Source organism: Sinomonas sp. B1-1 (genome assembly GCF_050474465.1).
GTDB lineage: Bacteria > Actinomycetota > Actinomycetes > Actinomycetales > Micrococcaceae > Sinomonas > Sinomonas flava.
Window position 1 is genome coordinate 133587 of record NZ_JBCHVF010000003.1, and the last position, 11487, is coordinate 145073.

Consider the following 11487-nt stretch of genomic DNA (forward strand, 5'->3'; position numbering starts at 1 on the left):
CTGCCGCCGGGACCGCCGCCGTCATGCCCGTCTTCGACCAGCTCGAGAAGGGCATGGAGATCGGCCGCCGCGAGATCGCCGTGACCCGCGCCGACCTCGTGAAGTACGCGGGCGCGTCGGGAGACTTCAACCCGATCCACTGGAACAACGACTTCGCCACCTCGGTCGAGCTCCCGGGCGTGATCGCGCACGGCATGTTCACCATGGGCGCCGCCGTGCAGCTCGTGACCGACTGGGCCGGGGATCCGGGCGGCGTCGTGGACTACCAGACCCGCTTCACCAAGCCGGTCCCCGTGGCGGACACCACCGGCACCGACGAGCCCGGCGCCGTCCTCGAGGTCGTCGGGACCGTCGGCGCGCTCGACGCCGAGGCCCGCACCGCCCGCATCGACCTCACCGTCACCGCGGGAGGGCAGCGGGTCCTGACCAAGGCCCAGGCCGTCGTCCGGCTCGCCTGAGCAGCCCCACGTGCTCCGGCCACCCGCCGTCCGGGCAGTGCCCACCGAGGTCCGACACTGGCACCTCGCCGTCGTGGCCGCCTACGCGGCGAGCGGCATCGCGTTCTCGAGCTGGGTGTCGCGGGTCCCCGCGCTCGCCCAGGACCTCGTCCTCACTCCCGGCGGCGTCGGGCTGCTCCTGCTGTGCATGACGCTGGCCTCGTTCGCCTCGGTCTCGGCGTCGGGCCTCATCGTGATCCGCCTCGGCTCGGCGCGCACCATCCAGGCCGGGGCCGCCCTCGTCGGAGCGGGGCTGACGCTGCTCGGCCTCGGGGCGAGCGTGCTGCGCTCGCCGGTGGCGGCCGCGATCGGCTTCGCCGTGATCGGCCTCGGGACCGCGAGCTGGAACACGGCCTCGAACGTCGAGGGCGCCGCCGTCGAGCGGGCCCTGAAACGGTTCATCATGCCCCGGCTGCACGGGTCCTTCAGCCTCGGCACGGTCGCCGGCGCGGTCGTGGGCGCGTGGGCGGCGGCCGCCGCCGTGCCCCTCGTATGGCACCTCGGCACCGCCGGCGTGGTGGTCGCGGCCACCGTGGTCACAGCGGGGTTCTTCCTCCGCGCCGATGCCGCGCCCCGGCCCTCCGCTGCGCACGACGCCGCTTCCTCGCCTGCCGCAGACGGCTCGCCGGACGGGGCCCCCGCTGAAGCCGCGGCCTCCGCGCCACCACCCGGGGGCCGCGCGCAGGTCGCCGCGGCCTGGAAGGACCGCCGCACCGTGCTGCTCGGCGTCATGGTGCTCGGTCTGGCCCTGGCCGAGGGGGCGGCGGGGGACTGGGTCGCCCTCGCGCTCGCGGACGGCTACGGAGTCTCGCACGCTGTCGGAGCCGCCGGCTACTCGTTCTTCGTGGCGGCGATGGCCGCCGGCCGCTTCCTCGGCACACCCGTGCTCAACCGGCACGGCCGCGTCGTGTCGCTGCGCGCGTGCGCGGTGCTGGCCGTCCTCGGCCTCGCGCTGTTCGTGCTCGCCCCGGCCCTGTGGCTCGCGTTCGTGGGCCTCGTGGTCTGGGGCCTCGGAGCGTCCCTCGGCTTCCCCGTGGGCATGTCCGCCGCCGCGGACGACCCCGTCCACGCCGCGGCCCGCGTCTCGGTCGTCTCCACCATCGGCTACGGCGCGTTCCTGTGCGGGCCGCCCTTGCTGGGCTTCGTGGCCGAGTTCACGGGCGTGCGGTACTCGCTCCTGACCGTGCTGCTGTTCGTCGTCCTCAGCCTCGTCCTGGCCGGCCAGGCAGCCCAGCGCACGGTGGCGCGCATCCGGCCCTGACTCCTCCCCCTTGCCGGGTCCCTGGCGGCGCATTGCGGGGTCCCTGGCGCGCGCCAGAGACCCCGCAACAAGGTGGCAGGGACCCCGCAACAGGCGCGCGGCTAAGCTGGACGGGTGAGCCAGACCCTGCTGTCCTCCCTGACAACGTCCGCCGTGGGCGGCCCGGCCGCCCGCTTCGAGGAGGCGCGCTCCGAGGCCGAGATCATCGAAGCCGTGCGCGAGGCAGATGCCGCCGGAGAGCCGCTCCTGATCATCGCGGGCGGATCCAACCTCGTCATCTCGGACGACGGCTACCCCGGCACCGTGCTCAGGATCGCCTCCGAGGGCATCACCGTGGACACCGCGGACGCGTGCGGCGGAGCCTCGCTCTCCGTGCAGGCCGGGCACCCGTGGGACGAGGTCGTGGACTACGCCGTCCACCACGCGTTCAGCGGCCTCGAGGCGCTCTCGGGGATCCCGGGCTCGACCGGTGCGACGCCCGTGCAGAACGTCGGCGCCTACGGTGCGGATGTCTCGCAGACCATCTGGCAGGTGCGGACCTGGGACCGGGGGGCCGGCGCCGTGAAGACGTTCGTCCCCTCGGAGCTGCGGTTCGGCTACCGCGACTCGGTCCTCAAGCAGACGACCGTCAACGGGTCCCCCCGGTACGTGGTGCTCCGTGTCGACTTCCAGCTCCCGCTCGGGCGCATGAGCGCCCCCATCCGCTACGCAGAGCTCGCCCGCGGCCTCGGGGTCGAGCAGGGCGAGCGCGCCCACGCCCTCGATGTGCGCCGCGAGGTCCTTCGGCTGCGCGCCTCCAAGGGCATGGTCCTGGACCCCGCCGACCGGGACACGTACTCGACCGGCTCGTTCTTCACGAACCCCATCCTGGCCGAGGCCGACGCCGCCTCCCTGCCCGAGGGTGCGCCACGCTACCCGGCGGGCGAGGGCCTGGTGAAGACGTCGGCGGCATGGCTCATCGAGCGCGCCGGCTTCCCCAAGGGCTACGGCCTCGAGCCGGACAGCGTCACGGGCGGCCGCGCGTCGCTGTCCACCAAGCACACCCTTGCGCTGACCAACCGCGGCGACGCGACGGCGAAGGACCTCCTCGCGCTCGCCCGCGAAGTGCGGGACGGCGTCAAGGCCCGTTTCGGGATCGAGCTGCACAACGAGCCGCTGCTCATCGGGATGGAGCTGTGAGCCGCGGGACCCGGCGGTGATCGGCGGGACGGACGCGGTGGCGGGCCAGGCGCGCCACCGCCTCGACGTCGCGGCCGCCGCCGTCCGGCTGTACGCCGAGCAGGGCTATGAGACGACGAGCGCGGACCAGATCGCTGCGGCCGCCGGCCTCTCGCGCAGCACGTTCTTCCGGCAGTTCCGCTCCAAGGAGGACGTGGTCTTCGCCGACCACGACACGCTCCTGGGCCAGGCCGAGGACTTCCTCGCTGAACCCCATGACGACCCGTGGGACGCGGTCTGCCGCGCCGCCGAGCTCGTGTTCGCGCACTTCGCCTCGCTCGGGGACCTAGCGCAGCTGCGCTACCAGGTGGTGACCCGGGAGCCCGGCCTGCGCGACAAGGAGCTCGTCACGACCTTCCGGTACGAGCGGCTCTTCCAGCGCTACCTCCGCCGCGCCGTGCCCGGCGTCGACCCCTTGGACGCGGTGCGCTTCGCCGCGACGGTGATCGCGACCCAGAACTACTGCCTGCGCGGGCTCATGCGCGGTGAGGACGGCTTCAGCGCGGCGCGGCTGCGCACCGAGCTCGACGCCGTGCGCCGGCTCTTCGGGGTCGTACCGGCCGGGGCGGCGGCGGGCGACGCCGGCGCGGTCGCCTCCGGCGGGACGCGTGCCGCCGGCGGAACTGCCGGCCCTGGCGACGACATCGTCGTCGCCGTGTTCCCCCGCTCTGCCGCTCCGGCCGACGTTGCCCGGACCATCGAGGACACGCTCCGGCGACGCTCCTGACACTGCGTTCCACTTGACCTGACACTCAGTTTCACGATTACATGGTGGCGTGCCCCACACCGTCGTCGATCCCTCGCCCGCGCCCCGCGCATCCGCCCCCAGCCCGCGCCCGCTCCGCGCCGTCGGCGTCGTCGGCGCTGGCCTGATGGCCGCCCAGCTCGCCACGCTCTTCGCGCAGCAGCTCCGCGTCCCGGTGACCATGAGCGACCTCTCCGCCGAGCGCGTCGACGCCGCGCTGGGCGCCATCCGGGCCCGGCTCGAGCGCGCCGAGGCCAAGGGCCGCCTGGCGCCCGGAGAGGCCGCCGAGGTCGCATCCCTGATCACCGGCACCACGGACCCGGCCGACTTCGCCGGGTGCGACGCGGTCATCGAGGCCGTCTTCGAGGAGCTGTCGGTCAAGCGCAGCGTCTTCGCCGCCGCGGAGGCCGCGGTCGCCTCGCACGCCCTCCTGCTGACCAACACCTCTTCCCTCTCCGTCGCAGCCATGGCCGAGGGGCTCGCCCACCCCGAGCGTGTGGTCGGCTTCCACTTCTTCAACCCCGTCGCGGTCCTGCCGCTGCTCGAGCTCGTCCGCACCCCGTTCGCGTCCGAGGACTCGATGTCGGCCGCCGCCGGCCTCGCCGCCGCGCTCGGCAAGACCGCTGTCCCGGTGGCGGACGCGCCAGGCTTCGTCGTCAACCGCCTCCTCACACGGCTCTTCTCCGAGACCCTGGCCGAGCTCGAGGCGGCGGCCGGAGCGGGCGGCGACCCGCTCGCCGTCGACCGCGCACTGGCCCCGTGGAACCTGCCGATGACCCCGCTCACGCTCATCGACTACATCGGCACGGCCGTCCAGCAGCACATCTGTGCCACCATGCACGCCGCCTACCCCGAGCGGTTCCCGCTCTCGCCGTGGCTCGCCGCCGCTGCCGGCTCCGGCGTGCGACGGCTCCTCACGGACGACGGCGCGCTCTCGCCTGAGGCGGCCGCCCTCCTGCCGCGGCCGGTCGGGACCGCGCCCGGCGCCGCTGCCGTCGACCAGGCCCGGGTCCTCGAGCGCGTCCGCGCGGCCATGGCCGAGGAGGTCCGCATCATGCTCGCCGAGGGCGTCGTCGCGTCTGCCGAGGACATCGACCGGTGCATGGTCCTCGGAGCCAACTACCCCGCCGGCGGGCTGAGCCGCCTCCTCGTCCCGCTCCCGGCCCGCTGATCCCCCCACCCACCGTCTGAAAGAGAAGGCCATGCCCGACTACGACGTCTCCGCAGCCCTCGACACCGACTACTACTCCGTGTTCTCCGCCTTCGGCACGGTCAGCGCCGAGGACCGCGCCCACTGGGAGCGTGCCCGCGCCTTCATCGACGAGGCCCTGCCGCAGATGAACGAGTACTGGGACCGCGCCGAGTACCCCCTCCACCTGGTCAAGCGCATGGGCGAGCTCAACCTGCTCGCCGACGGCATCGAGGTCCCCGGCCTGGAGCCCATGAGCCCCCTCGCGGCGGGCCTGGTGAACATGGAGATCTCCCGCGGCGACGGCTCGCTCGGCACGGTCGTCGCCGTCCAGGGCGGCCTGGCCCTCCGCTCGATCGCGTTCCACGGCTCGGAGGAGCAGAGGGAGCGCTGGCTCGGCCCGCTCGCGCGCGGCGAGGAGCTCGGCTCCTTCGCGCTCACGGAGCCGGACCACGGCTCGGACTCGGTCTCCCTCGAGACCACCGCGCGCCTCGACGCCGACCACTGGGTCCTCGACGGGGAGAAGAAGTGGATCGGCAACGGCGCCTCCGGCGGCGTGACCGTCGTGTGGGCCCGCGACGAGGAGGGCGACGTCCGCGGCTTCCTCGTCGAGCAGGACACCCCCGGCTACGAGGCCGAGGTGATCGAGGGCAAGGGCTCGCTCCGCGCGATCCACCAGGCGCGCATCCGCCTCGAGGGCGTCCGCATCCCGAAGGACAGCGTCCTGCCCGGTGCGAGGACGTTCAAGGACACCTCCAAGGTGCTCGTTGCGACCCGTCTCGGCGTGGCCTGGTCCGCGCTCGGCCACGCGACCGCCGCCTACGAGGCCGCGGTGAACTACGCCGGCCAGCGCGTCCAGTTCGGCAAGCCGCTCGCGAAGTTCCAGCTCGTCCAGGACAGGCTGTCCCAGATGCTCGCCGAGCTCACGAGCATGCAGCTGCACTGCGTCCACCTCGCGCGCCTCGACGCCGCCGGGGAGCTCCGGCCCACCCAGGCGTCCATGGCCAAGTACCACAACACCCGCAAGGCCCGTGCGATCGCCTCGACGGCCCGCGACCTCCTGGGCGGCAACGGCATCCTCCTCGAGAACCATGTGGTGCGCCACATGATGGACATCGAGTCGATCCACACGTACGAGGGCACCGAGAGCGTCCAGGCCCTCCTGATCGGCCGCGACGTCACCGGCGTGGGCGCGTTCGCCTGAGGCCGGGAGGAACAGCAATGCAGGCCAACTTCTCAGCGCTCAGCCCGCTGCGCTTCCTCGAGCGCTCCGCCGCGGTCTTCCCCGACAGGATCGCGATCGAGCACGGCTCCCGCCGCCACACCTACGCGGAGTTCGGCGCCGAGGCCCAGCGCCTGGCGAAGGCCCTCGCCGCCCGGATCCAGCCCGGCGACCGGGTCGCGTTCCTTGCCCCCAACGTCCCCGAGCTGCTCATCGCCCATTTCGCCGTGCCGCTGGCCGGCGGGGTGCTCGTGGCCCTCAACACCCGCCTGGCCGCCCACGAGGTGAAGTACATCCTCGAGCACTCCGAGGCCGCGCTGCTGTTCGCCGACACGGAGCTGCTGGCCACGGTCGACGGCGTCGCCCAGCTGGGCGGGCCGGCGGCGGAGGTGCCGGTCGTCGTCGTGCCCGACAGCGAGGCCGGAGCACTGGCGAGGGTCGCGCCCGAGGCCGCGGACGCCGTCGTGGGCGAGCTGTACGCGGACCTGCTCGCCGCCGCGCCCGACGGGCCGGACTTGCCGTGGGGAGTCGACGGCGAGCAGGCCCCCATCACGCTCAACTACACCTCCGGGACCACGGGCAAGCCCAAGGGCGTGCTCTACTCCCACCGCGGCGCGTACCTCAACGCCCTCGGCGAGGCCCACCACCAGGGCTTCGACGGGGCCACCCGCTACCTCTGGACCCTGCCGATGTTCCACTGCAACGGCTGGTGCACGCCCTGGGCGGTCACCGCGGCGGCGGGCACGCACGTGTGCCTCCGCGCCGTGCGCGCCGAGGCGGTGTGGGACGCGCTCGACGACGGCGTGACCCACCTGTGCGGGGCGCCCACCGTGTGCTCGATCATCGCGGACGCGGAGCAGGCGCACGGGCTCGAGCGGCCGCTCAGGATCACCACGGCGGGAGCGCCGCCGTCGCCGACCATCATCCGCCGTCTCGGCGACCTCGGCGTGACCGTGGTGCACGTGTACGGGCTCACCGAGGTCTACGGGCCGTACACCGTGTGCGAGTACCAGTCCGCGTGGGACGCGCTGCCGGCCGACGAGCGTGCCGCGAAGCTGTCCCGCCAGGGCGTCGGCATGGTCCAGGCCGAGACGGCGCGTGTCGTGGAGGTCGGCACCGGCCCCGAGCTGCGGGACGTGCCCGCTGACGGCGAGACGCTCGGCGAGATCGTGCTGCGCGGCAACAACGTCATGCTCGGCTACTACAGGGATCCCGAGGCCACCGAGCGCGCCTTCGAAGGCGGCTGGTTCCACACCGGCGACCTCGGCGTCATGCATCCCGACGGGTACATCCAGCTCAAGGACCGGGCGAAGGACATCGTCATCTCCGGCGGCGAGAACATCTCCACCATCGAGGTCGAGCAGGCCATCGTCTCCCACCCCGACGTGCTCGCCGTCGCCGTGATCGGCGTGCCGGACGAGCGGTGGGGCGAGCGGCCCGTCGCGTTCGTGGTGCGCGGCAGGGGCTCGGAGCTCACGGCCGAGGTCCTCTCCGGCCACGTGCGCGGGCTCCTCGCGGGATTCAAGGTGCCGCGCGAGATCCATTTCACCGACCAGCTGCCCAAGACCTCCACGGGCAAGACCCTCAAGCACGAGCTGCGCGCCCTCGCCGCAGTGGAAGGAGCACGATGACCGAGACCCAGACCGCGCGCCCGAGCACGTCCTCTCAGGATGTCGTCATCGTCGGCGCCGCCCGCACCCCGCAGGGCAAGCTGCTCGGCCAGCTCGCCGCGCTGAGCGCCGTCGAGCTCGGCGGCGCCGCGATCGCGGGGGCGCTCGGGCGGGCGAAGGTTGCGCCCGAGGACGTCGACGCCGTCGTGATGGGCCAGGTGCTGCAGGGCGGGGCGGGCCAGAACCCCGCCCGGCAGTCCGCCGTCGCCGCCGGGATCCCGCTGACGACGCCCGCGGCCACCGTGAACAAGGTCTGCCTCTCCGGGCTCTCCGCCGTGATCGAGGCGGCGCGCATGCTGCGACTCGGCGAGGCGTCCGTGGTGGTGGCCGGCGGGCAGGAGTCCATGAGCCAGGCCCCGCGCCTCGTGACCGGGACCCGTTCCGGCTCCGCGTACGGATCCATGGAGCTCATCGACGCCACCGCCCACGACGGACTCACCGACGCCTTCGACCACGAGGCGATGGGGCTGGCGACCGACCGGGCCAACGCGGCGCTCGGGCTCACGCGGGAGGAGGCCGACGCCGTCGCGGCGGCCTCGCACGTGCGCGCGGGCGCCGCGGAGGCCGCCGGGGTGTGGGCCGAGGAGATCGTGCGGGTCAAGGTCCCGCAGCGCCGGGGAGCCGTGGTCGAGGTGGCCCAGGACGAGGGCATCCGCCCCGATTCCACCCCCGATACCCTCGCCCGGCTCCGGCCCGCGTTCTCGGCGGACGGGACCGTGACCGCGGGCAACGCCTCGCCCATCTCCGACGGCGCCTCGGCCGTCGTGCTGACGACCCGCGCCGAGGCCGAGCGGCGCGGGCTGGAGGTGCTCGCCGTCGTGCGCGCTCACGGGCAGATCGCAGGGCCGGACACCACGCTCCCGGACAAGCCGGCGAAGGCCATCTCCGCGGCGCTCGCACGCGAGGGCTGGTCGGCGGACGATCTGGACCTCGTGGAGGTGAACGAGGCGTTCGCCTCCGTCGCCGCGCATTCCGCGGCCCTGCTCGGCGTGCCGATGGACCGCGTGAACGTCCACGGCGGGGCGATCGCGATCGGCCACCCGATCGGGGCCTCCGGCGCGCGCGTCGTCGTGACGGCCGTGCACGAACTGCTGCGCCGCGGGTCCGGCCGGGCCGCCGTCGCCCTGTGCGGGGGCGGCGGGCAGGGCGACGCCCTCCTCCTGGAGCGCTGACCCCGCCTTCCCTCTGGGGGTCACCTCCTGGGGGTCACGTTCTGGAGGTCACGTTCTGGAGGTCACCTCACGTGACCCCCAGAACGTGACCCCCAGACCGGGGTGAGGACGCGGGCTGTCCCCATCCCGGGGGATCATGGGTCCATGGGCTCTTCAAGTGCTCCGCGGAGGATACGCACGACGACGCTCGCGCGCCTCAGGCTCGCGGCGCAGGGCCTGCTCCCGGTCGCCTCGGTGGGGGAGCGGCTGGGACTGGCCGCCGACCCGGCCGCGGCCGTGCGCCGGATGGCCGCCCTGCAGAGCCAGGACCTCCAGTCCGGACTCCTCGCCGTCGGGCTCCGCACGAGGGCGGGCACGGCGTCCGGGGTGGCCGGCGCTCTGGCGAGCGGTGCTGTCGTGCGCACGTGGACCATGTGCGGCACCCTGTTCACCGTGGCGGCAGAGGACGTCCGGACCTTCCTGGCCCTCGCCGCCGAGAGGGTCATGCGGCTCGCCTCGGCCCGCCACCGCGAGCTCGGGATCAGCGAGGAGGACGTCGCAGTGGTCCGCAAGGCTGCCGAGGAGCGGCTCCCGGGCCGGGGCATGACCCGTGCCGAGCTGTTCGACGTCTTCGAGGCCGCGGGGCAGCCCACCGCGTCCCAGCGCGGCATCCACCTCGTCTCGATCCTCAGCCATCGCCTCGTCCTCGTGCAGGGCCCCCTGCGCGGGAGGCAGCAGGAGTTCCGCCTCGCCGACGAGTGGCTGCCGCCGGGGCCCGGCCTCGCCGGGGACGACGCCCTCGAGCACCTCGCAGCGCGGTACATCGCCTCCCACGGGCCGGTCGACGAGCGGGACTTCGCGTGGTGGCTCGGCCAGCCGCTCGGGGCCGTGCGCGGCCCCTTCGCCGCGGCCGCCGCGAGGTTCGAGACCGTGGCCCTGGATGGGCGGACGCTCTGGTGCGCGCCGGAGGTGGCGGCGCTCGCGGACTCGCGGGCTGGGTCGCGCGCCGTGGTCGCGCTGCCGGCCTTCGACGAGCTCGCGATCGGATACCCGGACCGGTCCGTGGCCATACCCGACGACTACCTGCAGCGGATCATCCCCGGCACCAACGGCGTCTTCAAGGCGATGGTCGCGGTCGGAGGGCGGGCGGTCGGGACATGGACCAAGGGCGGCCGCGTGTCGGCGCCCCGGGTCGAGCTCGAGATCTTCGAGCCCCTCGGGCCTGCGGCGTCAGCGGGCGCGGCCAGGGCCGTGGCGCGCATCGAGGCCTTCTGGGCGGGCTAGGGCGCGGGCCCGCCCGGCCGTGAGTGGGCCCAGAGCCGCAGCCGGTCGTCAGGTGCTGCCGTGACCCGCTTCTCTGGCGCCGCATGATCGGTGCTCGGCCGCATGATCGGTGCTCGGCCGCATGATCGGTGCTGCCCGGCGCCGATCATGCGGCCGAGGGCCGATCGCAGGGACGGTGGCCGAAAATCCCGTGCAGGGGACCGACAGGGTTTTCCACAGGTGATCCCTGCGGTCGCCCCGCCACTACGGGCTCCGGAAGACTGCAGGTATGCAGCCAGAAGCACGACGCGCCCTGATCGAAGCCAGATGGCCGTCCTCCGTTGTGGCGACGACAGATGTCCTGGCGGCTGCGGGGATCACGGACCGCGCTCTGACGGAGGCTGTGCGCGCCCGTCGCGTGCTTCGCATCCGTCGGGGCGCGTACGTGCTGGCCGCTGTATGGAACGGGGCCAAGCCGTGGGAGAAGGACCTGTACCGGATCGACGCCCACGCCGCTGCACGGGCCACACCCGCCACCTACAGTCACACGACAGCTGCTCGTCTTCTGGGATGCTCGGTGTGGGACGCGGGCACGCGGATCCACCTCACCGTGCCCTACGCCTCATCAGCCCGCAGCCATAGCCCCGACGTCGCGGCCCACCGACAGCCGGTCGGCGAGCGGGATCTTGTGGAACTGCTGCGCGGGGGACGGCTGATCCGGCTGACGTCAATCGACCGGACGGTGGCCGACTGCGCACGCATCCTCGACTTCGAGCGCGCGACGATCGTAGGGGACCACGCACTGCGGCTGGGTGCTTCAGTCGAGGGAATCGCGGCCGCCGCCGACAGGTCCGAGGTTGTGAGGGGATCGCGAAGGGTGGAGCGACTGCTCGCGGCGCTCGACGTGCGTGCGGAATCGCCGGGGGAGACGCGTACGCGACTGGCCCTGGCCGCGGCGGGCCTGCCTGCACCCGAACTGCAGTTCGAGGTGATGACGGAGGAGGGCCTCTACCGAGCTGATTTCGCGTGGCCGGAGCTCAGAGTCATCCTCGAGTTCGACGGCGAGAGCAAGTACTTCGCCTACCGCCCCACGGCCGAGGTGCTCTTGGCCGAACGGAGGCGAGAGAATGCGCTCACAGCGGCCGGCTGGGTGATCATCCGTATCCGCTGGGCCGATCTTGTAACCCCGGACGTGATCGCGGCCAAGGTCCGCGCCGCCTTCAGTCGGGCTGCAAAGCTTGCCGGCTGAGGTGCTGCGGCATGCACGATCG

Annotated in this window: 10 protein-coding genes; all 10 read left to right on the forward strand. The window is 73.5% G+C overall.

Going from position 1 to position 11487, the window contains the following annotated elements; translation table 11 throughout:
* Window positions 1–23: 23 nt before the first annotated feature.
* The 10 genes from ACQ5BE_RS07620 to ACQ5BE_RS07665 all read left to right on the forward strand — a co-directional run bounded on the left by ACQ5BE_RS07620 (window position 24) and on the right by ACQ5BE_RS07665 (window position 11465).
* Window positions 24–458 (forward strand): MaoC family dehydratase, encoded by a 435-nt coding sequence (locus ACQ5BE_RS07620; RefSeq protein WP_208713063.1) that lies wholly within the window; start codon window positions 24–26, stop codon window positions 456–458.
* Between the two features lie 10 nt (window positions 459–468).
* Window positions 469–1758 carry an MFS transporter gene (locus ACQ5BE_RS07625; protein WP_430296411.1) on the forward strand — a complete coding sequence of 430 codons (1290 nt, stop codon included), beginning with the start codon at window positions 469–471 and terminating at the stop codon, window positions 1756–1758.
* A 114-nt stretch (window positions 1759–1872) separates the two neighbouring features.
* On the forward strand, window positions 1873–2937 hold the full coding sequence (locus tag ACQ5BE_RS07630; RefSeq protein ID WP_430296413.1) for a UDP-N-acetylmuramate dehydrogenase: 1065 nt from the start codon (window positions 1873–1875) through the stop codon (window positions 2935–2937).
* A 16-nt stretch (window positions 2938–2953) separates the two neighbouring features.
* Window positions 2954–3703: a TetR/AcrR family transcriptional regulator gene (locus ACQ5BE_RS07635; protein WP_430296415.1), complete on the forward strand. Its 750-nt coding sequence runs from the start codon at window positions 2954–2956 to the stop codon at window positions 3701–3703.
* Window positions 3704–3752: 49 nt separating this feature from the next.
* The gene (locus ACQ5BE_RS07640; protein ID WP_430296417.1) at window positions 3753–4892 is read left to right on the forward strand and encodes a 3-hydroxyacyl-CoA dehydrogenase NAD-binding domain-containing protein; all 1140 of its coding nucleotides are present in this window, start codon (window positions 3753–3755) and stop codon (window positions 4890–4892) included.
* A gap of 31 nt (window positions 4893–4923) precedes the next feature.
* Entirely contained in the window at window positions 4924–6114 is a 1191-nt protein-coding gene (locus ACQ5BE_RS07645) for an acyl-CoA dehydrogenase family protein (RefSeq protein WP_430296419.1), read from the forward strand.
* A gap of 17 nt (window positions 6115–6131) precedes the next feature.
* Window positions 6132–7763 carry an AMP-binding protein gene (locus ACQ5BE_RS07650; protein WP_430296421.1) on the forward strand — a complete coding sequence of 544 codons (1632 nt, stop codon included), beginning with the start codon at window positions 6132–6134 and terminating at the stop codon, window positions 7761–7763.
* Window positions 7760–8974 (forward strand): acetyl-CoA C-acetyltransferase, encoded by a 1215-nt coding sequence (locus ACQ5BE_RS07655; RefSeq protein ID WP_430296422.1) that lies wholly within the window; start codon window positions 7760–7762, stop codon window positions 8972–8974. Before ACQ5BE_RS07650 ends, ACQ5BE_RS07655 begins: the two co-directional genes overlap by 4 nt.
* A gap of 144 nt (window positions 8975–9118) precedes the next feature.
* Complete coding sequence (locus ACQ5BE_RS07660) at window positions 9119–10237, forward strand: winged helix DNA-binding domain-containing protein (protein WP_430296423.1); 1119 nt, start codon at window positions 9119–9121, stop codon at window positions 10235–10237.
* A 424-nt stretch (window positions 10238–10661) separates the two neighbouring features.
* Entirely contained in the window at window positions 10662–11465 is an 804-nt protein-coding gene (locus ACQ5BE_RS07665) for a hypothetical protein (protein ID WP_430296424.1), read from the forward strand.
* Window positions 11466–11487: the final 22 nt, after the last annotated feature.

Excerpts from the sequence above, each read along its gene's own strand:
- ACQ5BE_RS07620 (WP_208713063.1), top strand. The coding sequence starts at position 24 with ATGCCCGTCTTCGACCAGCTCGAGAAGGGCATGGAGATCGGCCGCCGC.
- ACQ5BE_RS07645 (WP_430296419.1), top strand. The coding sequence starts at position 4,924 with ATGCCCGACTACGACGTCTCCGCAGCCCTCGACACCGACTACTACTCC.
- ACQ5BE_RS07650 (WP_430296421.1), top strand. The coding sequence starts at position 6,132 with ATGCAGGCCAACTTCTCAGCGCTCAGCCCGCTGCGCTTCCTCGAGCGC.
- ACQ5BE_RS07655 (WP_430296422.1), top strand. The coding sequence starts at position 7,760 with ATGACCGAGACCCAGACCGCGCGCCCGAGCACGTCCTCTCAGGATGTC.
- ACQ5BE_RS07660 (WP_430296423.1), top strand. The coding sequence starts at position 9,119 with ATGGGCTCTTCAAGTGCTCCGCGGAGGATACGCACGACGACGCTCGCG.